Source organism: Desertivirga xinjiangensis (assembly GCF_024436435.1).
Classification (GTDB): Bacteria; Bacteroidota; Bacteroidia; order Sphingobacteriales; family Sphingobacteriaceae; genus Desertivirga; species Desertivirga xinjiangensis.
The window spans coordinates 1-24,008 of the sequence record NZ_JAFMZP010000013.1; the positions used below are offsets into that span (position 1 = coordinate 1).

Genomic DNA, 24,008 nt, shown 5'->3' on the forward strand with positions numbered 1-24,008 from the left:
ACTGCAGTAACATGTGGGAGAGTAGGTCGGTGCCAAATCTTTATTAAAAACAGAAGCTCGTTAGTTATACTAACGGGCTTTTTTGTTTTAAAAGAAGCTTCTTTTGGATAGTAGTATTGGATCAAGCTGAAAAGTTGGGACTAAGCATGTTAACGCCTATCGTCATCCAGGATGACGGGGAACATAATGTGTGTGAACTTTGGGCTTAGTTTCAAGACCTTTCCTGTCCTCTCTGGACAGAAACAAAAAATTGCTTGCCACTTATAGCTCTCAATCAAGCTTTATTATCCTAAACTCCGTGCGGCGGTTTTTCTGCCTGCCTTCCGAAGTCGTGTTGTCGGCGATTGGTGCGTTTTTGCCGAGGCCTTTGTAGCTTAGGCGGCTGGCAGGGATCTTGTTGCTGATTAGGTAGCTTTGTACGGCTTTAGCTCTGTTTTCGGATAAAAGTTGGTTGGCTTTATCGTCTCCGGTGTTATCTGTATGACCACTTATCTCGATGGACAGGGTTGGATTATTGTTGAGGAAACGGATAAGGTGGTTTAGTTCAGTCTTTGATTCTTCGAGGATTGTGGCTTTGTTGGTGTCAAAAAAGATGTTGTTAAGCACGACCATTCGGCCTGCTTCGATCTTTTGAAGAGGAATATCAAGCAAATACGGCTTGTTCGCTGTCATTTGCAGCAGAGAAAAGTTTTCTGAATAAAACAGATAGCCGCTCTTTTCTACAGAAAGTGCATATTTATTGCCCGCTGGCATTGTTGCCAGGAATTGGCCGTTTGTAATATCGGAAAGGTCATCGAAGATTAAGGAATCTTGCTTCAGCTCGGAGATCTTTACGGTCGCTTCCAGGAGTTCTTTGGTGTGCGCATCGAATACTTTCCCTTTTACATAAGTGACCAGACCGGGTCTGAGTGCTTTGGGAAGTTCAAAAGAATAGATATCCATGTTTCCCAGGCCTCCCTGAATATTTGAAGCAAAGTAGGCGGTGTGGCCGTCGGAGCTAATGGTTAGCCCGCTCTGTTCTCCTGCATTGTTAAGAGGGTAACCCAGGTTAAGAGGGCTCAGCCATTTTCCGGACTCATCCCTTCTGCTTATGAAGAGGTCATTTTTGCCGAAACCAGGCCATCCGTTTGACGCAAAATACAGAGTTTTCCCATCATGATGGATAAACGGTGAATGTTCGTCGTAGGGCGTATTGATGTTGGGACCAAGGTTAACAGGTGAAGTCCATTCGCCGTTGCCTAGCAAGGTGGTCTTCCAGATATCGTTGCCTCCGATGCCTCCGGCGCGGGCACTGACAAAATATAGCGTTCGGCCATCGGCACTTATAGAAGGCTGAGATTCCCATCCGGATGTGTTGATGGGAGGACCAAGATTGAATGGCTTACTCCATTCCCCGCCTTCACGTTTGCATACGTATATATCACAACGGCCCAGCCCGTCGGGACGGTTGCATCCGGTGAAAAACAGGTACATACCATCAGGTGAAATACACTGTGCTCCTTCATTAAAGGTTGTGGTGTTGATGTTGGGTCCCAGGCCTTTTGAAAGCGACCATGCGGCATTTGTTTTTTGGCTTTGGTAAAAATCCTCGTTATTATTGGCCCGTCTCGTAAATATGATCGTCTCTTCGTCCGCAGTAACAACCGGCAGATACTCATCTGCGGCGGTATTTATTCCCTCTTTGAGGTTTTGTGGTTTAAATGAAATCGGTTTTTTAATAGCCTCTAAACTGAATTCGCAGTCGGCGATATATTTGGATGTAATTTTTTTGCTGCTCTCCGGTAAGTTTGAAAAGCTTGCATATTTGCGAAAATGCGCTAACGCTTCTTCGTATTCGGCCGAGTACAACTCTGATTCGGCGAGACCAAAATATGTGCCGGGATGAAAATCAGGGTTAATTTCAAGTACGCGCAGGTAATTGCTTTTTGCCAGCGGATATTGTTGCAATCTCCTGTATATGTCGCCCAGCTGCTGATATGCTGCTAAAAACTGCTTGTCGATACTTACGGCAATTTTAAGCTCTTCGATAGCTTTTTCATATTGATTGTAAGTGAGGAGTTGGTTTGCATCGTCGTAATGCCGTTGTGCACCTCTGTTTGCTGACCTGATATTCTGTTGTGCAGTTGCAAAAAGCGACAAAACACAAAGGAATAGGGAACATATAAATTTCATACTGTATCTGAAACGTATTAATTGCGTTTCAAGTTACAGTAAGTTACGGGATATTTAGATATTTATGTGTCTGTAAAGATATCTCCCATTTGGGATTTTGCATTACATAATCAATGATGAGGGGCGTGATCTCTTTGGACTTTGACCATTCAGGCTGTAAATAAAGCTTACAGTCCGGACCTACCATCTCAGCATGTTTTTCTGCCCATTCGAAATCACTTTTATTGAACACGATTACTTTTAGCTCGTGAGCCGCCTGTCCAATAGAAGGGACGGGCGCTTTAAACTTCTTAGGTGAGAGGCAGATCCAATCCCAGGAGCCTGATAGTGGATATGCGCCGGAGGTTTCAATAAATGTCTTAATTCCTTTTTGCTGTAATTGGGCAGTTAGGTAATCGAGGTTATAAATTAAAGGCTCGCCGCCGGTCACTACTACAGCTTTTCCAGGAAACTTTGAGGCATTTTCGACAATGAGATCAGCGTGTGTGAGCGGGTGAAGTTCGGCGTCCCAGCTTTCTTTAACGTCGCACCAATGGCAGCCCACATCACATCCGCCTAAACGAATAAAATAAGCGGCTTTACCAGTGTTAAATCCTTCACCTTGAATAGTATAAAATTCTTCCATTAAAGGAAGTTGCGTTCCGTCGTCTGGTACCTGATGTGACATCTTAAAAATTAATCCGCAAACTTAGATAAAATTCTAAGGTTAAATCTACGTCTAGTGTAATAATGAATAAAACTTATCTGTGCAGATGGCAGTTATAGAATAATTGAAAGAATCGTTATAGATTATTTCTAGATTATTCCGGAGCTATAATTATAACCAGATATGACTAACGAAGAAATAGATAATCTGACCCGTACTTTTTACGAATGTGTTTGTTTTCATCCTGAACATTTTCCAAAATATGACCAGTTGCAAAGCTTGTTTTACGGCGATGGTAAGCTGATCAATAGTAATTTTGACAGACCTATGGAGTTTACCGTGCAGAGTTATATCCAGGCCCTTATGCATCAGATTGAGGAGGGGAATGCCAGCTTTTATTCTCAGCAGGAAATTTCGGATATTACAGAGGTATTTGGTAAAACGGCCCAGCGATTAAGTGTGTATGAATATTCTTTTACAGCAGAAAATACTGAACCGTGGAAGCGGGGAGTTAACCACATTCAATACATTTTGGTTGACGGGCACTGGAAAATTGTTTCGATGTTGTGGAATGATGAGAAGGTAGATCAAAAGATACCGGAGGAGTATCTGGAGTCATGAAATGAGGATTACGAGTGATTGCCGGGCGCTTTTAGCGAGCCGGATAATCTATTTTATTGATGAATCCAGAGACACCCTTCGGAGATCTCTGGACAGGAGGGAGTAATTAGTTGTGAGTTATGAATTTTACAAGCATTCATCATTCATAACTCATCATCCATAATTATCTATAGATTTCTTTCTTAGCTGATGCTAAGGTGTTTTTTAATAATCCGATGATGGTCATCAAGCCTACGCCGCCGGGTACCGGTGTGATCCAGGAGGCTTTGGGCGCCACGTTTTCGAAATCGACATCTCCGTATAGTTTGTAGCCTGATTTTGTAGTGGTCGAAGTTTCGCGGTTGATACCAACGTCGATGATCACGGCACCGTCTTTAACCATATCGGCAGTAACAAAGTTTTTCTTTCCGATAGCGGCAACGATGATATCGGCAGAGCGGGTTATCTCTTCCAGGTTCTTTGTGCGGCTGTGGGTCAGAGTAACCGTGCAGTTACCGGGGAAAGCGTTGCGAGCCATTAAAATGCTCATTGGACTTCCCACTATATTGCTTCTTCCTATTACTACACAATGTTTACCCGAGGTTTCTATTTTGTATTCCTCCAGCATCAAAAGTATTCCATAAGGTGTTGCCGGAATGAAACAGGGGAGATTGCGCATCATCCTGCCCAGGTTCACCGGATGAAAGCCGTCTACATCTTTACGGTAGTCTATTTTTTCTGTTACTTTTTCTGGATCAATATGTTTAGGTAAAGGTAATTGAACAATTAAACCATCCACATCTTCATCCTGGTTAATCTCTTCGATTTTTGCAAGCAGCTCTTCTTCAGACACTGAGTCATCGTAACGGAACAAGGAAGATTTAAAGCCTACCTTTTCGCAGTTTTTCATCTTACTGGCCACATAAGTTTCGCTGCCTCCGTCGTTGCCCACTAATATAGCAACCAGGTGAGGTTTACGACCAGTGCTGGCCAATACAGCAGCTGCTTCAGCCGTTATTTCTTCTTTTAGTTTTTCTGATACGAATTTACCGTCAAGTAATTGCATGAGAGATGTTATTTTGATATTGGTTTAAGCTTGAATTATATTCAAGCTGCTCGTTAGTCTAATTTCAAAACTGCCATGAACGCCGATTGTGGGATTTCTACGTTTCCAACCTGACGCATACGCTTTTTACCCTTTTTCTGCTTTTCTAATAGCTTACGCTTACGGGAGATGTCACCACCATAACATTTCGCGGTAACGTCCTTTCTGAGGGCCTTAACCGTTTCGCGGGCTATGATCTTGGCTCCGATAGAGGCCTGAATGATGATCTCAAACTGCTGACGAGGTAAAAGCTCTTTAAGCTTTTCGCAGATCTTCTTACCGAAGTCGTAAGAGTTGCTTCTGTGGATCAATGAAGAAAGTGCGTCTACGGGCTCCGCATTTAAGCGGATATCCAGACGAACCAGGTCTGACTGGCGGTAACCTATCTGGTGGTAATCAAATGAAGCATAACCTTTGGAAATAGTTTTTAACCTGTCGTAGAAGTCGAATACGATCTCACCCATTGGCATTTCAAAAACGAGCTCCACACGGTCAGAAGTAAGGTACGACTGATTAACTATAACACCGCGCTTTTGAATACATAAAGACATCACCGGACCAACGAATTCTGATTTGGTGATGATGTTGGCTTTGATATACGGTTCTTCAACGAAATCGATCTTACTTGGGTCGGGAAGATCGGAAGGGTTATTTACCGGAATTTCCTCTCCCTTAGTTGTAAAGGCCTTGTAAGAAACGTTGGGAACCGTGGTGATCACCGTCATGTCGAACTCGCGTTCCAGACGTTCCTGGATGATCTCCATATGAAGCATTCCAAGGAATCCGCAACGGAAGCCAAAGCCTAAGGCTGCTGACGATTCTGGTTCGAAAACTATGGAGGCATCGTTAAGCTGCAACTTGTGCATACTTTCACGAAGTTCTTCATAATCTTCTGTATCAACAGGATAGATGCCGGCAAAAACCATCGGTTTTACCTCTTCAAAACCTTGAATGGCTTCTTTAGAGGGGCGATCAACATGGGTGATCGTATCACCCACTTTTACTTCCCTGGCTTCTTTGATACCGGAGATGATATATCCAACGTCCCCCGTTTTTATTACGTCTTTGGGTTGTTGCTGGAGTTTTAAAGTACCTACTTCATCCGCAATATACGTTTTGTCGGTAGCTACGAATTTTACTTTATCGCCTTTACGGATCTCGCCGTTCACAACCTTGAAGTAAGCGATGATACCTCTGAATGAGTTGAAAACTGAATCGAAGATCAAAGCCTGCAGTTCTCCTTCAGGGTTACCCACTGGAGCAGGAACGCGTTCGATGATCGCTCTGAGAATATCAAAAACGCCCATGCCGGTCTTACCAGATGCCGGTATGATATCGTCACGTTTACAACCGATCAATTCAATGATCTGATCCTTAACTTCCTCTGGCATTGCGCCGGGAAGGTCCATTTTATTAAGGATAGGAATGATCTCAAGATCGTGTTCCAGTGCAAGATACAAGTTAGAAATTGTTTGAGCCTGGATTCCCTGAGCGGCATCAACGATCAATAGCGCACCTTCGCAGGCGGCGATAGAACGGGAAACTTCGTACGAGAAGTCTACGTGTCCGGGAGTGTCGATCAGGTTTAAAACATAATCCTGTCCATCCAACTGATAGTTCATCTGGATAGCATGGCTTTTTATAGTGATACCACGCTCGCGCTCGAGATCCATATCATCAAGTAACTGGGCCTGAGCTTCACGTTGAGTAATGGTTTTGGTATATTCTAGTAAGCGATCAGCTAATGTACTCTTTCCGTGATCGATGTGTGCAATTATGCAAAAATTACGAATATGCTTCATTGAACGGCAAAGATAGTTTTTTGGGAGGATAAAAATGTCATTATTTTTCGGGCTTAAGCATCCTGATTTCTTCGGTTAAACTCTGATGTGGTATGAAACTCTACTTCAGGAAAATCCCTTTTCGCCGTATTGATCACCCAGTCATTATCTGCCAGGAATACGGCGTTGTTGTCTTTGTCGTAGGCAATGTTTGAGCCTCTTCTGTAGATGATCTCTGTCAGATCTTTTTTGTCTTTGGAAGTGATCCAGCTGGAGCGTTTAAAGTTGAGCGGACGAAAAGCACATTTGGCGCCGTACTCTTGTTCCAGTCTGAAACTGATCACCTCGAATTGCAGTTCCCCAACCGTACCGATGATCTTCCGGTTACCGGGTTGCTGTATAAACAATTGAGCAACACCTTCTTCTGTAAGTTGTTGAATCCCTTTTTCCAATTGTTTGGTTTTCATAGGGTCGCGATTCTCCACCTCTTTAAAGATCTCGGGAGAGAAGCTAGGAATTCCTTTGAACTGAAGCTTTTCGCCTTCAGTCAGTGTGTCGCCAATTTTAAAGTTTCCACTATCATACAGACCTACTACATCTCCAGGCCAGGCTTCTTCTACGAGGCTTTTTTCATTGGCAATGAAGTCCATAGGATTCGAGAACTTCAGTTTTTTATCCAGGCGGGTATGGTAGTAGAACTTATTACGTTCAAATTTTCCAGAACATATCCTCAGGAAGGCAATCCTGTCGCGGTGATTCGGGTCGAGGTTGGCATGTATTTTAAATACGAAACCAGTAAAAGCCTTTTCGTCCGCTTTAACGTCCCTTGTTTCAGCTTCGCGGTGTGAGGGGCTGGGGGCGATGCTGATAAAAGTGTCTAATAGTTCGCGGATACCGAAGTTATTGATGGCGCTGCCGAAGAATACAGGCGCCAGTAAGCCTTCCTGGTACATTTCTTTGTCGAGCTCGCCATATATTCCTTCAACCAGTTCGAGGTCTTCTTTTAATTTCTCAAGAGGTTTCTCTGCAAGGTATTGTTTCAATAAGTCGTCTTCCAGGTTTTTTACCTGGATAACGGGTTCGGTAACCTTGCTCTTATCTGACTCAAAAAGGTTCAGCTGATTTCCATGAATGTTGTAAACTCCTTTAAAGGTATATCCCTGACCGATAGGCCATGACTGCGGGCATACACTGATCTTAAGGATATCTTCCAGTTCGTCCAGCAAATCAAAAGGGTCTTTCCCTTCGCGGTCAAGCTTGTTGATAAAGATAATTACCGGGGTGTTACGCATCCGGCAAACCTCCATAAGTTTCTGTGTTTGCTCTTCCACACCCTTAACACTGTCGACCACCAGGATAACGCTATCCACTGCGGAGAGCGTGCGGTAGGTATCTTCGGCGAAGTCTTTGTGACCAGGAGTATCCAGGATATTAATACGTTTACCCTTGTATTCAAAACCCATCACCGAAGTAGCAACAGATATACCACGCTGCTTCTCGATCTCCATGAAATCGGAGGTAGTATTCTGATTAGCCTTATTCCTTTTAATGGCACCGGCGGTGTTAATTGCTCCACCAAACAAGAGAAATTTCTCTGTTAATGTGGTTTTACCAGCATCGGGGTGACTGATGATCGCAAAGGTTTTTCTTTTTTCTATTTCGGGATGAATGCTCATGATATTTTAATGTACGACGAAGCGCAAGGTATTATTATAATGAAAATAAAGGTATTAGAAGAAACTTAGTGGATATAAAACTGGATATAAATATGCAGATTGGTTTTTCTTCATTGCGCCTGCAAAGGTAATAAATAGATATAAGATTTTGAACTATCGTTTTAACTCCGAATAGCCCAGAAGTTCGTCCCAGCGTGCTCCCGGTTTACGGTAGTAAAAGAAAAACTGGTAAGTGTTATTGGTTTGATAAAAGGAGCCCTCGAATGTCGTATGGTCCACTACTGGCTTTGGTATTGTGCGGTCGACCCAAACGTATTGGTAGTCGTAAACGCCCTGTTTTACAAACATGCTGCCAATGAAGTATTTTCTTTCGGGAACATAAGTTAAGCGATTCTCAGGCTTTAGATCGTAGTTGTTAAATTTGCCAACTACGTAAGCTTCTCCCTGCTCTGAAGGAGGTTCCGAGGCCAGGATCAGGTTTACATGCGCATAGTCTGCATCGGTACGATTGTCCCGCCCTTCCTGGTTCCGGATAAAGAAACTTCCGTTTTCATCGTAGTTGAATGTATATCCTGCATTGCTGAGGATGGGGTCGGGGATGAGCTGAACGGTATTAATGGAATCGCGTGTAATCCGGGCCACCCGTTCAGACTGGAATCGCAGGCTACGGATATCAAAGTGCCTGAACTCATTTCCGGCAGGAAAGTCAAAAGTGCGGATGTCGTTGTACAATAACTGATTTTGCCTGACGAAGGTTGGCCGGTCTGCAAAAACAGAGATATCAAATCTTCCGTTTTGCATCACCAAAGCCTTAACATCGAGATAGGGATTTTGAATAGCCACCTGCTGGTGATTTACCGAGAAGTTAATCTTATGATTCCTTTCTCTGCTGGCCACCTGGTTTGATGCAGTAAGTTCGGGTATAATGCTGACCCTTGGATCGACCACAAAGAACCGGCGGCTTAAGATAAGTTTTCGCTGGTCGGCATCCTCATAAACTTTGAGAAGGTAGTTACCCGATATTTTAGGTTTCACGCTGTAATTCGGAAGGATCAGTTCGTAATGTGTATACTTTTGGAGGGTGTTAAAAGAGAAACGGTAGTCGTTGATCCTGTCTTCAGTAAAGTTCTCTAAATAATCCATAGGAGAGAGACGGCTGCTGTTCCACTGGTTGTCACAATGTTCAATGGTATAATAGAAATTGCGGCTATCCGCCCTTAGGTCATCAAAAGCCAGTGTTAATTCATCGTTCGAGCCCAGAGTTATTACGGGGAGTGACTGCTCTTTACTTCGGTTATAAAACTCTATCGTTCTTATTTGCGGCACATAAACCCAGTCGGCATAGACCAGCTTCTGATCGGGAGTTCCGCCAGAGGGAGCCTGTTTGTTTCGCTTTTGGGCCAGACAGGTAATATTTATGAGCAATAAAAGAACAATGGAGCCGTATTTCATATCGTTTTGATACCTTGTGAACGTTTAACGAAGCCTTAAGCGCTCTCCAGTTCCATAATTTGTTCGGCTAGAGCCTCCCAATCTGCCTGCACGGCCTGAAGTTCCGTTTTGGTTTTTTGATAACGTTCATTTACCTCCGCCAGTTTGGCCGGGTTAGCATATAAGCTTTCGTCACCAAGTTCTATTTCGCAACGTTGTAGGTCCTTTTCTAAAGTAGTGATCTTCTCTTCAAGCTGCTGGAGGGTTTGATTAAGTTTTTTCAGTTGCCTGCTCTTGTCCTCGGAAGGCGGAGTTTTTTCTTTAGGCTTCTCTTCTTTTTTAGGCTGAGGAGCCGGAGCTGGCTTAGTAGCTGAAACCACGCGTTTAGAGGCCCATTCCTCATACTCCTGGTAAGTGCCAGGATACTGTTTAATTTCTTGATCTTCAATGTACCAGATCTTGTTAGCAACATTATCCAGGAAGTACCTGTCGTGAGAAACCACGATAAATGTTCCTTCAAACTGCTGCAGGGCCTGGATCAGGATATTTACCGATTGAATGTCAAGGTGGTTGGTAGGCTCATCCAGGATTAAAAAGTTAGCGTCAGCGGTTAAGGCTTTGGCTAAGGCAACCCTTGATTTCTCACCTCCAGACAGGACCTTGATCTTTTTAAAGGCATCGTCACCTGTGAAGAGAAAGCAGCCCAGGATCGAACGGAGCTCTGTTTCGGTATGTTTCGGCGCAAATGCCTGAAGCTCGCGCAGGATCTCATTCTCCAAATGCAAGGATTCGAGCTGATGTTGCGCAAAAAACGTAGTTGTTACATTATGTCCTGTTTCAGCAAGGCCTGTAAAGTCCTTATCGGTTCTGGCGATTATCCTAAGCAAAGTTGATTTACCGCGCCCGTTAGCTCCGATCAGGGCAATCTTGTCACCTTTTTCGATCACTGCATGGGCATCTTTCAAAATCTCAAGACCAGGATATGATTTGTTCACATGCTCCATCCGGACAACATGGCGCCCTGATTGCTTGCTAAATTTAAAGCTAAAGTTAACCGTAGGATTGTCATCATCGACGTCATCAACCCTTTCCATCCTTTCAAGCGCCTTAATTCGCGACTGCGCCATCTTAGCTTTACTGGCTTTCGCCCTGAACCGTTCAATAAGACGTTCTTCCTGGCGAATCTTAGCCTGCTGGTTCTTATATTGCCCGCTCTGAATTTCTTCGCGCAGGGCCTTTTCTTCCAGGTAAAAGCTGTAGTTTCCTGCATATGGGATCAATTTTCCTTTGCGCGATTCAACTATCTTGTTTACAACGCGGTCAAGGAAATATCTGTCGTGTGAAACAATAACTATTGCACCCTCGAAAGCCTGAAGGTAAGTTTCCAGCCACTTAATAGAAGGTAGATCCAGGTGATTGGTCGGCTCATCCAGCAATAATATGTCAGGTGCCTGAAGAAGTATCCTGGCAAGCATTACACGCATTCTCCAGCCTCCGGAAAACTCAGCGAGAGGACGGTTTTGCTGGTCCTCGCTGAAACCTAAACCGGCAAGGATTTCATGAGCCCTGAATTCAATATTGTATCCGTCAAGAGCCTCAAACTCATGCTGTTTGTCACTTAATTTATGAAGTATATCTTCGGAATAGTCTGTTTCCAGCTTTTTAAGAAGAATTTCGATCTCAGTATGAAGTTGATTCTGACGTTCAAAAGCCTCCATAGCAACATGAAGGATGCTTTTGTCGGAATGATAAGAAAGAAGATCCTGGTTAAGGTAGCCTATTTTCAGGTCCTTCGCCATTGAGATGGTTCCGCTGGTAGGCGAGTAGGCACCTACAATGATCTTTAGTAAAGTGGTTTTTCCAGTTCCGTTAGCTCCAATCAGGCCAATTTTTTCACCTGGTTTAATATGCCAGTTCGCGTCGTCGTACAATGCTCTGGCACCAATCTCGAACGTAAGGTTGTTAATCGCAATCACAGCTGCGAATTTACGTTTTTTAAGTAGTAAGTAGGAAGTTTTAAGTCGTAAGTATTGGGTGTTAAGTAATAAGTTGGAATTACTCAGTTAAAATTTAACTTGAAATGTCTATGGAAAGGTCTTTTCCTGTTAAAAACTGATATCCGTTCTGAAGCTCATGGACGAATTCTACAGGATGAGAGCCAATTAAGACACCGTTACTGCTGAATTTTTTTTCGCCTCCCTCGGTAAAATGGAAGCCGATATTGTTGTCCGGAGTATTCCATTGGCCGTTATTGTCGCTGTTTTTTATAAAGCCAGCCTTCTCGAGCCATTTTTCTGTGATTGCAATGGGCATAATTTCATAGAATTTTATACGGAAATGATAACCTTGCCGGGGGACAAGCATTTCGCCGATAATATTATCTTTCTGTATTTCCTGAATCGCTAACAGCCCTTCTTCGTTTTCCCTTGGGCTGATTTTTATGAGACTTCCTTGTCTTAGCGTCCTGATGTTCATTATTTGATTTTATTTTAAGCTGTCAAAACTATATTGCGCGTCATTCCAAAATTCATCGAGAGCAATAATCCGTGGTTTAAAAAACGAAATTAAAGCTGGCCAGTCTTGTTTATTGTAAACGTTAACTCCTTGCAAATCTTTATAAATTCTACTTATAATTTTTCCGTTTTCATCTTGTGAATTTAATTCCCATTCCCAGTTTTCGTTTAAATAACCATTTAACAGGGATTTAAGTTCTGTAAACTGTTCAAAAAACAATTCGCGAATGCCAGGATCCGCGTGTGTTATTTCTATAGCAACAGATGCCCTGGTTTTATCAGCGTCTAACCTGAAGTATACGTTTTTTAAGCCGGTTTTATAATTGAGCCAGTTTGTTTTTAAGCCTTCGGCAGACAGAGACATGGACATGTAATTGCCAAAGGTAGTCCAAAATTCTTTTCTGATCTGCGATGCCTGGTCTTTGGTATACATGAGTTGATTTTTGTAGATAGCTTCGTTTACAAATGTAATAAGCGATTTTCGGTTTGAGCGAGGTAAGTTTATGTTTGCGCTTTAGCGAGTCGGAGACTCTTATTTATTTGTGAATCCGTAGAGATCCTTCGGAACTCATCGGACAGTGTGTCTCAAATCGGTTGTTCGCTCAAATCGTAAATCTATTCTTTTGCTGCTTCCGGTATTTTGAATTTGTAGTAAATTAGGCCGCTTAGGCTTAGTAGAATACCTAAAAGTGAAGGGATAAATGCAGTGTATAACGTGGTGAACATAAAAGCCAGCTGTATGAGCAGAACAATAATGAGGGTGTATGGATATCCCCAGGTTTTATAGGGCCTGACGGCATCGGGGAACTTTTGACGCAGGACAAAGACTGATGCAAAGGTTAATACATTGAACACCGAAGAGGTGAACGAAAAATAATCGATGATCGCTTCATAGGCACTTTCGGCCAGGGTTGAAAAGACTATAAGAACCGAAGCCCACAATGCCTGAGCCACTAAAGAATTGTTGGGAGTTTTATACCGGGGATGAATGCCGGCCAAACGTTTAAAAAATAAACCATCCTTAGCCATAGCATACCAGGTGCGGCTTTTTACCAGCAACTGAGTGTTTACGTTTCCGAAAGTACTTATACTTATGGCTACTGTCACTAACAGTGCTCCAACAGAACCGATCGCCGCTTGCATGGCATCGGAGGCAACAACTTTTGATGTTCCCATTTCAATCGGGTCTAACATATTTATGTAAGCTGAATTAATGAGCAGATAAAGAAGCATCACAAATCCGATCCCTATGAATAGCGAAAGGGGCAGGTTCTTTCCCGGATTTTTAACCTCTTCAGCTACGTAGGTTGCGCCTTCCCAACCACTGTAAGCAAAAAAGCCATACCTCATGGCTGTGAATATCGACAGTATTCCGGCCCAGCTTATAGGATGATCTATGGGGTCGGAAAAATTAGCAGTCTGGACCCCCGAGGAGAAACTGATAATAACGATGATGACCAGAATAGATATTTTTAAGAAGCTGAAGATGTTTTGAAGAGTGCCACTAAATTCAATACCAAAGCAATTGGCTATTGTTAAAAGGAAAACAAGCAGGATAGCTATAACAGCCACAAAATAATTATCGGATCCAGGAAATAACAACGTCATCGCCGTTTCGGAAAAAAACAAGGCGACAGCTGCAATTGCCCCGGTTTCAGATACAAAAAACATTGCCCATCCCCTCAGGAAGGTTATTACCGGCGGATACGCCGCTTTTAAGAAAACATAAGGGCCTCCTGATTTGGGCATCATCGCAACAAGCTCCGCATAGCAAAGAGCACCAAGTATGGTAGCGATTCCACCCAATATCCACACCCCATAAAACATACTGACCGAAGCAGTGATCAGCATTATAGGAGCTGGGGTTCGGAAGATACCTGAACCGATGATCCGGTTGACTACAATGGAGAGGGTTTCGGTAAGACCTAACTTTCTTTCTAAGTCGGTTTTTTCTCCAAAAAGCTGTGATTTATGCATATTAAAGGCAACAGATAAAGAGGCTGGTGTGTTTAAAGGTATCGATTTTATGGAACAACAAGCAAAGGGAGTAAAACTATTGGGCCTGTGAATGTGTTGAGCAAGAAAACCACACATTGAATAAAGTAAGTATTTTTCTTCAGGTATCTGCCGTTGTCACTATTTTGATGTCTGTCATTCCTCTAATAAGGAATGATTACTGGATTTTCCGTGTCTTTGAATATCCGCGCTTTCAAAAATTGATGATAAGCATTTTTCTGTTTGCGGGACTTTGCATTATGGAGTTTGCGGATCCCAATACACTGAATAGGGTAATTACGGCGCTGCTGGGCCTAAATATAGGATATCTTTTCTACCAGGTATATCCGTTCTTACGGATCGCGAAGAAACAGGTGCTGCATGCCGGTGAGATCATAAAAGGGCAATCCATTGTATTGTTAACAGCCAATGTTTTTCAGTATAACCGGAATGATAAGATGACGCTGGCTAATATTGCTTTGGCGGATCCCGATGTGATCTTGCTACTGGAGACCGATAAATGGTGGCACCAGTCGACGAAGACATTAAAACAAAGATATCCGTATTCGGTGGAGGTGCCCCTGGAAAACACCTACGGAATGTTATTGTATTCGAGGTATAGGATTGAAGAGTCCTCCGTTCAATACCTTGTTGAAGCTGATGTCCCTTCCATTCATGCGGTTATCAAACTGCCATCCGGACAAGATGTACAGCTTTATTGTGTACATCCCACGCCTCCAGTGCCAAATGAAAACCCGAGGTCTACCGAACGTGATAAGGAATTGCTGCTTATAGCAAGGCGGGCCAAAAACAACCGGCTGCCGGTGATCGTTATGGGTGACCTGAATGATGTGGCCTGGAGTTATACTACTAAATTGTTTTCAAAAATAAGTGGTTTGCTTGATCCCCGTAAGGGAAGAGGATTTTTTAATACTTTTCATGCCAGGTATCCGATACTGAGGTTTCCTCTTGATCATATTTTTTGTTCTAATGAGTTTAAGCTCATGCATATCAGTAAGCTACCAGCAGCCGGATCAGACCATTTTCCAATGTATGTGAAGCTTCAATATGAGAAATCGGCGCCTTCGGAACAGGAAGAGCCGCAAGCGGATGAAAAGGAAGAGCAGATTGCTGAAGAAAAGCTGGAAAAGTGAGTTGTGAGTGATGAATTATGAGTTATGAATGATCTGAAATTCCTTATTCATAACTCCTAATTCATCCTTCAGGACTTAGCTTAATCTTACCTTATTGCTGTTTAGAAGATAAGAATAGACAGTGGATACCGCGTTGCTGCCTGAAAATTTGACGGCGCTTTTAACGGTTTCTCTGGTTACACCCCATTTGGTAGCCCAGTAATTCACTTCATCGTCAGCAAACATGCTAATTAATTCTTGATCCAATTTTGGTGTTGCTTTTGTGTTGTTCATAAAGGGAGCATTTTAAGAGTTAAGTTCAAACGGCTGAAAATTGTTTTAGAAAAAAAAATATTTTTTTGGTTCTAATGGGCTTTTGCTGCTGATCAAATTAATTAGTCATTAATGTAAAAATGTCAAGCTTTTGAGTAATTTTGGCCCCAAATAATTTCAGGATAATACCTGTTAAAACTAATTAGCCGTAAAAAATGATTCGCCCATACGCAGTAAAAGGCGACAGGGAAGAGTCAGAGTACTAAAACATAATTTAAATGAAGATCTTAAAATTTGGAGGAACATCTGTAGGTAGTCCGGAGCGGATGAAAAAATTGCTTGACATTATCCGTCCTGAAGAGAAGCAAATAGTTGTATTGTCGGCTGTTTCTGGCACAACTAACAGCCTTGTGGAAATTTCACAAGCTTATTTAAACGGCGATAAGCGCTTAGCCAAACAGCTCACTGATGTTCTTTACGATAAATATAAAACTTTTGTACAAGAACTTTTTAATACTGAAGAAGGAAAGAAAAAAGGTAATGAACTGATCGCTTATCATTTCACTTTGATAGGCAGCCTTGATACAGAGTTGTTTACACCGGTTGAAGAAAAGATAGTACTGGCTCAGGGTGAATTATTGTCGACTACTTTATACCATTTCTATCTGACTGAACTTGGGGTGAAATCAGCCTTATTACCGGCTTTGGACTTCATGAAGATAGATGAAGATAATGAGCCTTTGGTTGAATATATATGTAATCACCTTCAACCTCTTATTGATAAATTTCCGATGGTTAACTTGTTCATTACGCAAGGTTATATCTGCCGTAACTCTTTCGGCGAGATTGATAATTTGAGACGCGGAGGCAGTGACTATACGGCGTCCCTTATAGGAGCGGCAATTTCTGCTGAAGAGGTTCAGATATGGACCGACATTGACGGCATGCACAATAACGATCCAAGGATTGTTAAGGGAACCAGGCCGATTGCTCAATTGTCTTTTGATGAAGCAGCTGAGCTAGCGTATTTTGGTGCAAAGATCTTACATCCTCAGAGTGTGTTTCCTGCACAAAAATATAAAATTCCTGTACGCCTGTTAAATACCATGGAGCCATCGGCTCCCGGAACTCTGATCACTCATGAAAGTGAGAAGGGTAAAATAAAATCAATTGCTGCTAAGGATGGTATTACCGCTATTAAAGTGCAATCGAGCCGTATGTTGCTTGCCTATGGATTCTTAAGACGTGTATTTGAAGTATTTGAGCGGTATAAAACTCCGATCGATATGATCACTACATCTGAAGTGGCGGTTTCTGTAACTATTGATGAAACCAAATATCTTGAAGAGATCTTAAAAGAACTTCAGGATTTTGGAACAGTAGAGGTTGATCATAACCAAACAATCGTTTGTGTTGTAGGAGACTTTTCTTATGAGGCTCATGGCTTTGCTTCACGGGTTTTTGACGCATTGAAACATGTATCCATCCGGATGATCTCTTATGGAGGAAGCAATTATAATATCTCATTGCTCATTAACGCGGATGATAAGACGGAAGCACTAAGAAGTCTTCATAACCGTTTATTTTAAAAGATCTCATCTAATCCCCTCTTTAAAGAGAGGGGAATTAACAAAATTAAAATGTTTAATTCTTCAATTCTATCCACTTTTCAGGATCAGGAAACACCTTTTTATTACTACGATCTTGCCCTGTTGCAAGAAACCCTTGACGTTTGCAAACAGGCGGCTGATAGATACAACTTCCATGTGCATTATGCCATGAAGGCAAATTTCAATCAGAAAGTAGTTGAAAAGATCAAGGATGCGGGATTTGGTGCTGATTGTGTTAGTGGAAATGAAGTCAAGCAGGCCATTGAAATTGGTTTTGCCAAAGACAAGGTAGTTTTCGCGGGGGTAGGAAAATCAGACAGGGAGATAAATGAAGCACTCGAAAACGATATTTTCTGTTTCAATGTCGAGTCTGTTCAGGAGCTTGGTGTTATTAATGAGCTGGCTGCAGCCGCAGGCAAAAATGCTGGTATCGCCCTAAGGATCAATCCAAATGTTGATGCGCATACTCATCATAATATCACCACGGGGTTGGAGGAGAATAAATTTGGCATCAATCACTGGGAGTTACATGATTGTGTGGAAGCTTTGAAAGAACTACCAAACATTACTTTGATCGGTATTCACTTTCATATCGGTTCTCAGATCACTAATCTGAGTGTGTTCAAAAGTTTGTGTGTTAAAGTTAATGAGATTCACAGGTGGTTTGAAGAAAGAGGGCACAGCATAAAGATATTAAATGTAGGTGGCGGCTTGGGTATTGACTATCATCAGCCTGATGAAAAGCCGGTTGCTGATTTTGAAGAATACTTCCGGATCTTTGATCAGTTCCTTGAACGTAAAGCCGGGCAGGAGGTTCATTTTGAGCTGGGACGGGCATTAGTGGCCCATTCTGGTACTCTGATTAGCAGGGTTTTGTATGTAAAGAACGGGATAAAGAAACATTTTCTGGTCCTGGATGCTGGAATGACCGAACTAATGCGGCCAGCACTGTATCAGGCGTATCATAAAATTGAGAACATTTCCAGAGTTGAAGGTGATGTTGTGAAATACGACATCGTTGGACCTATATGCGAATCGACGGATTGTTTTGGAAAAGAAGTGGAAATGCCACAGTCTTTCAGAGGGGATATGATCGCTATCCGGAGCGCTGGGGCATATGGCGAAGTAATGGCTTCTAAATATAACCTGAGAGATCAGGTGAAAAGTGTTTATAGTAAATAAATTTGATTTTGTATCAGATTAGTTAAGCGCACGCGTGCCGCATGTGCTAAGAATTATTGCCTGACCAGGATTAAACTTGAAGGCTTAGAAAGGCAGTCTGTTGATGAAACCAGCAAGATCTGCCTTTTTCATTATATGGGCAGGAGTCAGCTTTAAGAGTGCCTGATGGGGCATATAATTGATCTCGGCATCTGCCGGATCCTGAACAATTGTGATACCACCAGCGTTCTGAACAGCTACAAGCCCTTCGGAGCCATCTGCGTTAGCGCCTGATAACAAAATAGCTACCAGAAAGCTCTTATAAACATCGGCAGCGGTTTGAAAGGTAACATCGATGGCCGGGCGTGAGTAAAGGATCTTTTCAGAGAAATCCAGTGAAAAGCTACGGTCGTTTTCCACCAATAAATGATAATCCGGTGGCGCGATATAGATTATCCCCGGAAGGATCTTTTCCTTTTCCTCGGCTTCTTTCACCATTAGAGAGGTGCGGGAGGAGAGGAGGTCGACCAGTGTATTATCGACAGTTGTACTTCGATGCAAAATGATGATAATAGAGAGGGATAGATCGCGTCTCAGATCAGGAAGCATACGCAGGATCACATCGAGACTCCCGGCTGATCCTCCGATCAATATCGCTTCAACTTTTTTTAAGCCATCTTTCTCCATATTTTTTCTTTTGCACTTACTTGTTTGAACTTTGAAGCAATTGCAGAAAATCGCAGCGTCTCTTTAGATCCTAACGCCAAAAAGCCAAGGTTATCGAGGCTTTCATCAAATAACTGAAATACCCTGGCTTGCAGATCCTTATCGAAATAGATCAGAACGTTACGGCACAAAATAAGCTGGAACTCATTAAAGGAACGGTCGGAGACGAGGTTATGAGTAGCGAAAATCATTTTTCCGGTTAGAACGGTATCAAATTTAGCCATGTCATAATTGGCGGAGTAATAAGAAGAGAAGTCGTTCTTGCCTCCTGAACTAATGTAATTCTCCGAATAATGCTTCATCTGGCTTAAAGGGAAGATTCCTTTCCTTGCACGTTCCAGTACTTCCGGATTAATATCGGTAGCATATAGCAGGGATTTGTGAAGCAAATTTGCTTCTTTCAACATAATCGCCATCGAATAAACCTCTTCGCCAGTTGCGCAGCCCGCATGCCAGATCCGGATTAAAGGATAAGTTCCCAATATCGGAAGGACTTCTTCACGCAGTGTCCGGTAAAACGCCGGATCACGGAACATCTCTGTAACAGGAACAGTGATCTGCTCAATAAATCTCCGGAGGTAACCGGGGTCGTTTTTAATGCGATACCTGAATTCAGCAAAACTGGGGAAGCGGTCAAGCGAAAAAAGCCGGTTCACCCGCCTTTTAATTGAAGCCTTTGAATAGTTTGTAAAGTCATAACCATAAAGTTCTAACAGATCATCCAACAAAACCGTAACTTCTTCGTCTTGTACAACTTTATAGTCTATCATTGTCCTTATAGATGTTCTTTTAAAATTTCCATTAACAAATCCACATTGATGGGCTTGGATATATAGGCATTCGCTCCGGCATCAAGGCATTTTTCCTTATCACCAACCATAGCCTGGGCTGTCACCGCTACGATTGGAAGAGATTGAAATTCCTTGTTTTTCCGGACCTCAGCTATTGCCTCATAGCCATCCATGTCGGGCATCATCATGTCCATAAGAATGATGCCAATGTTGTTAGTATTGGAAAATAAAAGTGACAGACCGTCACTGGCGGCGGTAGCGGTCAAGCATGAAAAACCTTTGGCTTTAAGGACTGCTTTTAAGGCAAAAATATTTCTGGAGTCGTCGTCGATTAAAAGAATCTGTTTCATTTTCACTTAAAAGTGCTTGTCGTATAGCCATACCCTTAGCAGCGATACCAACTGGTCTATATCTACTGGTTTTGAGATATAATCGGAGGCGCCTGCTTTAATACATTTTTCACGGTCACCGATCATGGCCTTTGCGGTAACCGCAAGGATAGGTAATTTTTTGAACTTAGGATTTTGTCTGATCAAAGCAGTGCTTTCGTAACCGTCCATTTCTGGCATCATCATATCCATAAGGACGACATCGGTCTTTGGATTTTCTTCCAATATACGCAATGCTTCTTTGCCATCTGTAGCTGAAAGCACTTTCATTTTTACTTGTTCAAGCGCCTTGGTAAGCGAAAAGATATTGCGCACATCATCGTCAGCGATCAGCACTGTTTTATCTTTAAGGATCTCATTCAGCTCTATCAAATTCTGCCGGTTCCGCTCCTTTCCAGAAACATTTTTTTCCTGGACAAGGTGGAGGAATAAAGCTACTTCGTCAAGAATACGCTGGTAAGAGTGAGCTGTTTTCATTACAATACTGTCAGCATATTGCTTAAGCTTGCTTTCCTCTGCGGTACTCAGGTTCTTGCCCGTAAAGATGATAATAGGGAGATTTTCAAGGCCCTTGTTCTGCTTCACCGTTTCCAATGTCTCATAGGCATTCTGATCCGGAATTCCCATATCGAGTATCACACAATCCAGACCGTTTTCCTTTAAGGCTGTCACGCCGTCTTTTACCGAGCCTTTAATTTCGGAGCTGACGTTAAATGTGGACAGAAATGAGGACAGTGCTTGTGCATGTTTGGTGTTTTCTTCAATTATCAAAACCTTTTTTGGATGCCTGTTCAGTGCGTCTTCCAATTTCTGGAACATAAGCTGCATTTGTTCAAGGGCAACCGGTTTATTAATGAAGTCGACAGCTCCTTTTGTAAGACTTTCTTTTTTTACCTCCATCGACGACATGATATGCACCGGTATATGCCGCGTATCGGTATTTGACTTAAGCTCCTCCATCACTTCCCAACCATCTTTCACAGGCAACTGAATGTCCAATAGAATAGCTATTGGTTTATATTTTAAAGCCAGTTCAATACCGAGGTCGCCGCGTTCGGCCACCAGGCCTTTGTATCCGCTTTTTCGTGTAAACTCTAACAGGGCTTTGGCAAAGTTTGTATCGTCCTCAATGATAAGCACAGGCTTCTCTCCATTAATGATTTCATGGCGGTCGTCCGGAATAGGCTGGGGGATATCAGATACTACGAACTTCTTAGGTCTTTCCTCAGGTTCTGGTTTCGGAGCTAAGCTTGGGGCTTCGACAACATTCCGGGGAATAACTACCTGTTCGTCTTTTAATTGTACCGTATTCGGATTTACAGGAACGGTCACGATAAATTCGCTTCCAATGCCCGATTCACTTATTAAGCTTATCTCGCCGCCCAGAAGTTTGGCTAACTCGCGGCTGATAGAAAGACCTAAACCCGTACCGCCATATTTTCTCCGGGTAGAACCGTCAGCCTGCTGGAACGCTTCAAATACATGCATTTGTTTGTCGGCAGGAATACCTATACCCGTGTCTTTTACACTAAATACGGTAAATGCACTGTTTTCACCAGGTTTTACGGTTATGGTTACGGAGCCCTTTGCCGTAAATTTCAAAGCATTGGAAAGGAGGTTTTTCAGGATCTGCTCTAACCTCATTTTGTCGGTAACAATCTTCTCAGGAGTATCCGGTGCTGATTCTGCAATAAATTCAAGGTTCTTTTGTTTGGCAATAGGAGCGAAGAGTGACTTCATATCACCTATTACATCTTTGATGTAGGTGTCAGAAAGCTCAAGGTCCATTTTGCCAGCTTCGATCTTAGAGAGATCCAGGATCTCGTCGATAAGAGAAAGCAAGCCATTTCCTGAGTTCTGAATAACTTTTGCGTATTCTATCTGGTCTTCGGTAAGGTTGTTTTCGGTGTTTTCAGACATTAGCCTTGACAGCAGCAGGATGGAGTTAAGCGGGGTGCGCAGCTCATGGGACATGTTGGCAAGGAATTCTGACTTATATTTGGTACTAAGCTCCAGCTCTTCAGCTTTTTTCTGAATATCGAGGTTCCGCTCCACTATCAGCTGGTTCTTCTCCTCTAAAGATTTACTCCGTTCTTCCAGCTCCTGGTTAGCTTCCAGTAGCTCTTCCTGCTGAACTTTCAATTCTTCTTCTGAAGCCTGCAGTTTTTGCGCCTGGGCTTCTAGTTCTGTATTAAGATTTTCGAGTTCTGAATGTTGAGCCTGTAATTCTTCAGACTGAGCCTGAGTTTCCTCAAGCAGTTCCTGCAACTTAGCCCTGCTTTTGGCTGCGTGAATGGCAATAGCAATATTGACTGATCCGTCTTCAATTAAAGCTTTAGCTGCAGAGGGAAAAGGTTTAATTGAGCCAATTTCAATAACCCCTTCAATTATATCGTTATGTACCAGAGGTATGATGGCGAGATAACGGGGACTGCTGTCGCCGGAGGCTGAAGTAATTTTAACATGATATTCCGGAATATTTTCCAGGAACAGGATCTCTTTCAGCTTTGCACTCTGGCCTACCATTGTTTCCCCAAGCTCGATCTGGTTTTGCGCCGTGTATCCGGGTGGGATAGCATAGCCAGCAGTGTACTGCAAGGTGTCGCTATAGGAGATGTACAATAAACCGATTTGTCCTCCAAGGTATTCTACCAATGCATTCAGGGAAGAATTGCTTAAGGAGGAAATCGTTTGTTCACCCTTGACGCTGTCATTTATTAGGGTAAGGCCTTGCTGGGTCCAAAGTTTTTGCGCACTCTCTGCAGCAAAGATCTGAAGATCATTCTTCATTTTAAGGATAGCCGACCCAAGAATATCTTTCGAACTGCGAGGGGTAACTTCAATGTCAAAGTTTCCTTTACCAATAGCGTCTGCGGCGCGCGACAGATCCTGGTTACTGCTGTCGATAGTTTTGATTGATCTTGCCAAACTGCCTATGGCATCTGAGGTACTGATGTCAAGACTGATATTACTTTCTCCAAGGGATATTTTCTCTGCAGCCATCCTTATTTGCAGAAGCAGTGAAGTAATGCTTTTTATTGTGTAAAACACTATCAGCACCACGAGCAAAATCACCATGGTTAAAAAAAAGATGTATTTATTTAAGGTGTCTTTTTCATTTTTCTGTAAGAGCTCCGCATGTTCCCTGTTTTTAATGATCAGTTTGGTGTGAACTTTTTTCATTTCGTCAACAACTTTTTCAGAAAGCTCCCACCATTTGTCGGCGTCGAAGTTTGCGGGAATAGCTTTGATATCTGAGATCTGCTCTAAAGTATTTCTGACATAAACAGCCTCAGGAGAGCTATTTACTGCAGAAAAACCAGGGATGGTGCCTGAGTCTGATTTTGCTAAAAACTCATCCCAATAAGAAGTAGCCATCTGCGAGTTTTTGGTGATGTCTTCAAATGCAAGGGTAGAGGTCGTTCTTGTAAGTGCTGTTGAATAGACAGAAGAACGCATTAAGCCGTAATAGTTAGTCATTTGAAAAATAATCCCCTGGCTTTTGAGGTCTTTGCTGATGGAGCTTAAGTAAGGAATGTTCTCTACAGAGTTATTTGAAACGGAAGGGATCCTGGATAAGATATTTGAATAATAATTTAATATTTCGTTCGGAGATACTTGCTTGCTGATTATTTGTTTTCTGAGCGGCTTGAGAATGTCCAATAAGGAATATTTTCGATAATTACCGGTCGTCTCCGGAAGCAGGTTATCGATTTCCAACAGAGCATTATCCGTGTTTGAGAACTGGGTGGTAAGCTGGGCTGGGACTGTTTTGTCGTAGGCATATGAAAAAGCTAGGCGACGCTCAAGGTGTAATTGGGACGCCACCTCCATAACAGCGAGAGAACTGTTGATGTCTTTGATGACATTATTAACTACCTGTACCCGGTCATTTTTTTCATTGATGATCTGCACTGCAAAATATATCAGAAAAATAAGAGGAATCAGGCCTATAAGCATAAGCTTAACAGGAAACGTGAGCTTCTTGAAAATTTTATTCATATGT

At 42.5% G+C, this 24,008-nt stretch carries 19 protein-coding genes; 4 read left to right on the plus strand and 15 right to left on the minus strand.

What is annotated here, in order from left to right:
- Nucleotides 1–270: 270 nt before the first annotated feature.
- Complete coding sequence (locus J3P37_RS21385; protein WP_256013759.1) at nt 271–2,172, minus strand: OmpA family protein; 1,902 nt, start codon at nt 2,170–2,172, stop codon at nt 271–273.
- A gap of 43 nt (nt 2,173–2,215) precedes the next feature.
- Nucleotides 2,216–2,839: a 7-carboxy-7-deazaguanine synthase QueE gene (locus J3P37_RS21390; protein ID WP_256013762.1), complete on the minus strand. Its 624-nt coding sequence runs from the start codon at nt 2,837–2,839 to the stop codon at nt 2,216–2,218.
- A gap of 162 nt (nt 2,840–3,001) precedes the next feature.
- Between J3P37_RS21390 and J3P37_RS21395 the strand changes: the two genes are divergently transcribed.
- Complete coding sequence (locus J3P37_RS21395) at nt 3,002–3,439, plus strand: hypothetical protein (protein WP_256013766.1); 438 nt, start codon at nt 3,002–3,004, stop codon at nt 3,437–3,439.
- A gap of 163 nt (nt 3,440–3,602) precedes the next feature.
- On the opposite strand, the gene J3P37_RS21400 is transcribed toward J3P37_RS21395, so the two are convergent.
- The 8 genes from J3P37_RS21400 to J3P37_RS21435 form a co-directional block, all read right to left on the minus strand.
- Entirely contained in the window at nt 3,603–4,484 is an 882-nt protein-coding gene (locus J3P37_RS21400) for a bifunctional 5,10-methylenetetrahydrofolate dehydrogenase/5,10-methenyltetrahydrofolate cyclohydrolase (protein WP_256013768.1), read from the minus strand.
- A 53-nt stretch (nt 4,485–4,537) separates the two neighbouring features.
- Entirely contained in the window at nt 4,538–6,325 is a 1,788-nt protein-coding gene (gene lepA / locus J3P37_RS21405) for a translation elongation factor 4 (RefSeq protein ID WP_256013769.1), read from the minus strand.
- A gap of 53 nt (nt 6,326–6,378) precedes the next feature.
- Nucleotides 6,379–7,980 carry a peptide chain release factor 3 gene (locus tag J3P37_RS21410; protein WP_256013770.1) on the minus strand — a complete coding sequence of 534 codons (1,602 nt, stop codon included), beginning with the start codon at nt 7,978–7,980 and terminating at the stop codon, nt 6,379–6,381.
- A 153-nt stretch (nt 7,981–8,133) separates the two neighbouring features.
- Nucleotides 8,134–9,432: a type IX secretion system plug protein gene (locus tag J3P37_RS21415; protein WP_256013771.1), complete on the minus strand. Its 1,299-nt coding sequence runs from the start codon at nt 9,430–9,432 to the stop codon at nt 8,134–8,136.
- 35 nt (nt 9,433–9,467) lie between these two features.
- Entirely contained in the window at nt 9,468–11,387 is a 1,920-nt protein-coding gene (locus tag J3P37_RS21420) for an ABC-F family ATP-binding cassette domain-containing protein (protein WP_256013772.1), read from the minus strand.
- Between the two features lie 94 nt (nt 11,388–11,481).
- On the minus strand, nt 11,482–11,886 hold the full coding sequence (locus J3P37_RS21425; RefSeq protein ID WP_256013774.1) for a hypothetical protein: 405 nt from the start codon (nt 11,884–11,886) through the stop codon (nt 11,482–11,484).
- 9 nt (nt 11,887–11,895) lie between these two features.
- Nucleotides 11,896–12,357: a DUF4268 domain-containing protein gene (locus J3P37_RS21430; RefSeq protein ID WP_256013777.1), complete on the minus strand. Its 462-nt coding sequence runs from the start codon at nt 12,355–12,357 to the stop codon at nt 11,896–11,898.
- A 182-nt stretch (nt 12,358–12,539) separates the two neighbouring features.
- Complete coding sequence (locus J3P37_RS21435; protein WP_256013780.1) at nt 12,540–13,901, minus strand: APC family permease; 1,362 nt, start codon at nt 13,899–13,901, stop codon at nt 12,540–12,542.
- A 242-nt stretch (nt 13,902–14,143) separates the two neighbouring features.
- On the opposite strand from J3P37_RS21435, the gene J3P37_RS21440 reads away from it, so the two are divergent.
- The gene (locus J3P37_RS21440; protein ID WP_256013783.1) at nt 14,144–15,073 is read left to right on the plus strand and encodes an endonuclease/exonuclease/phosphatase family protein; all 930 of its coding nucleotides are present in this window, start codon (nt 14,144–14,146) and stop codon (nt 15,071–15,073) included.
- Between the two features lie 75 nt (nt 15,074–15,148).
- Here J3P37_RS21440 and J3P37_RS21445 read toward each other — a convergent pair whose 3' ends face one another.
- A complete protein-coding gene (locus J3P37_RS21445) occupies nt 15,149–15,346 on the minus strand; it encodes a DUF3606 domain-containing protein (protein WP_256013786.1) in 198 nt (65 codons plus the stop codon).
- Nucleotides 15,347–15,603: 257 nt separating this feature from the next.
- Here J3P37_RS21445 and J3P37_RS21450 point away from each other — a divergent pair, with 257 nt between their 5' ends.
- Together J3P37_RS21450 and lysA are read left to right on the plus strand one after the other, a co-directional pair.
- On the plus strand, nt 15,604–16,914 hold the full coding sequence (locus J3P37_RS21450) for an aspartate kinase (protein WP_256013787.1): 1,311 nt from the start codon (nt 15,604–15,606) through the stop codon (nt 16,912–16,914).
- A gap of 51 nt (nt 16,915–16,965) precedes the next feature.
- The gene (gene lysA / locus J3P37_RS21455) at nt 16,966–18,117 is read left to right on the plus strand and encodes a diaminopimelate decarboxylase (RefSeq protein WP_256013788.1); all 1,152 of its coding nucleotides are present in this window, start codon (nt 16,966–16,968) and stop codon (nt 18,115–18,117) included.
- A gap of 84 nt (nt 18,118–18,201) precedes the next feature.
- Here lysA and J3P37_RS21460 read toward each other — a convergent pair whose 3' ends face one another.
- The 4 genes from J3P37_RS21460 to J3P37_RS21475 are packed head-to-tail and all read right to left on the minus strand — an operon-like array spanning nt 18,202 to nt 24,004.
- On the minus strand, nt 18,202–18,783 hold the full coding sequence (locus J3P37_RS21460) for a chemotaxis protein CheB (protein ID WP_256013789.1): 582 nt from the start codon (nt 18,781–18,783) through the stop codon (nt 18,202–18,204).
- Nucleotides 18,765–19,592 (minus strand): CheR family methyltransferase, encoded by an 828-nt coding sequence (locus tag J3P37_RS21465; RefSeq protein ID WP_256013790.1) that lies wholly within the window; start codon nt 19,590–19,592, stop codon nt 18,765–18,767. The genes J3P37_RS21460 and J3P37_RS21465 overlap by 19 nt, the downstream gene beginning before the upstream one ends.
- A gap of 5 nt (nt 19,593–19,597) precedes the next feature.
- The gene (locus tag J3P37_RS21470) at nt 19,598–19,963 is read right to left on the minus strand and encodes a response regulator (RefSeq protein ID WP_256013791.1); all 366 of its coding nucleotides are present in this window, start codon (nt 19,961–19,963) and stop codon (nt 19,598–19,600) included.
- A gap of 6 nt (nt 19,964–19,969) precedes the next feature.
- A complete protein-coding gene (locus tag J3P37_RS21475; RefSeq protein WP_256013793.1) occupies nt 19,970–24,004 on the minus strand; it encodes a response regulator in 4,035 nt (1,344 codons plus the stop codon).
- Nucleotides 24,005–24,008: the final 4 nt, after the last annotated feature.

Excerpts from the sequence above, each read along its gene's own strand:
- J3P37_RS21435 (WP_256013780.1), bottom strand. The coding sequence starts at position 13,901 with ATGCATAAATCACAGCTTTTTGGAGAAAAAACCGACTTAGAAAGAAAG.
- lysA (WP_256013788.1), top strand. The coding sequence starts at position 16,966 with ATGTTTAATTCTTCAATTCTATCCACTTTTCAGGATCAGGAAACACCT.
- J3P37_RS21415 (WP_256013771.1), bottom strand. The coding sequence starts at position 9,432 with ATGAAATACGGCTCCATTGTTCTTTTATTGCTCATAAATATTACCTGT.
- J3P37_RS21440 (WP_256013783.1), top strand. The coding sequence starts at position 14,144 with ATGATAAGCATTTTTCTGTTTGCGGGACTTTGCATTATGGAGTTTGCG.
- J3P37_RS21410 (WP_256013770.1), bottom strand. The coding sequence starts at position 7,980 with ATGAGCATTCATCCCGAAATAGAAAAAAGAAAAACCTTTGCGATCATC.
- J3P37_RS21425 (WP_256013774.1), bottom strand. The coding sequence starts at position 11,886 with ATGAACATCAGGACGCTAAGACAAGGAAGTCTCATAAAAATCAGCCCA.
- J3P37_RS21460 (WP_256013789.1), bottom strand. The coding sequence starts at position 18,783 with ATGGAGAAAGATGGCTTAAAAAAAGTTGAAGCGATATTGATCGGAGGA.
- J3P37_RS21400 (WP_256013768.1), bottom strand. The coding sequence starts at position 4,484 with ATGCAATTACTTGACGGTAAATTCGTATCAGAAAAACTAAAAGAAGAA.
- J3P37_RS21395 (WP_256013766.1), top strand. The coding sequence starts at position 3,002 with ATGACTAACGAAGAAATAGATAATCTGACCCGTACTTTTTACGAATGT.
- J3P37_RS21390 (WP_256013762.1), bottom strand. The coding sequence starts at position 2,839 with ATGTCACATCAGGTACCAGACGACGGAACGCAACTTCCTTTAATGGAA.
- J3P37_RS21385 (WP_256013759.1), bottom strand. The coding sequence starts at position 2,172 with ATGAAATTTATATGTTCCCTATTCCTTTGTGTTTTGTCGCTTTTTGCA.
- J3P37_RS21470 (WP_256013791.1), bottom strand. The coding sequence starts at position 19,963 with ATGAAACAGATTCTTTTAATCGACGACGACTCCAGAAATATTTTTGCC.
- J3P37_RS21450 (WP_256013787.1), top strand. The coding sequence starts at position 15,604 with ATGAAGATCTTAAAATTTGGAGGAACATCTGTAGGTAGTCCGGAGCGG.
- J3P37_RS21430 (WP_256013777.1), bottom strand. The coding sequence starts at position 12,357 with ATGTATACCAAAGACCAGGCATCGCAGATCAGAAAAGAATTTTGGACT.
- lepA (WP_256013769.1), bottom strand. The coding sequence starts at position 6,325 with ATGAAGCATATTCGTAATTTTTGCATAATTGCACACATCGATCACGGA.
- J3P37_RS21465 (WP_256013790.1), bottom strand. The coding sequence starts at position 19,592 with ATGATAGACTATAAAGTTGTACAAGACGAAGAAGTTACGGTTTTGTTG.
- J3P37_RS21475 (WP_256013793.1), bottom strand. The coding sequence starts at position 24,004 with ATGAATAAAATTTTCAAGAAGCTCACGTTTCCTGTTAAGCTTATGCTT.
- J3P37_RS21445 (WP_256013786.1), bottom strand. The coding sequence starts at position 15,346 with ATGAACAACACAAAAGCAACACCAAAATTGGATCAAGAATTAATTAGC.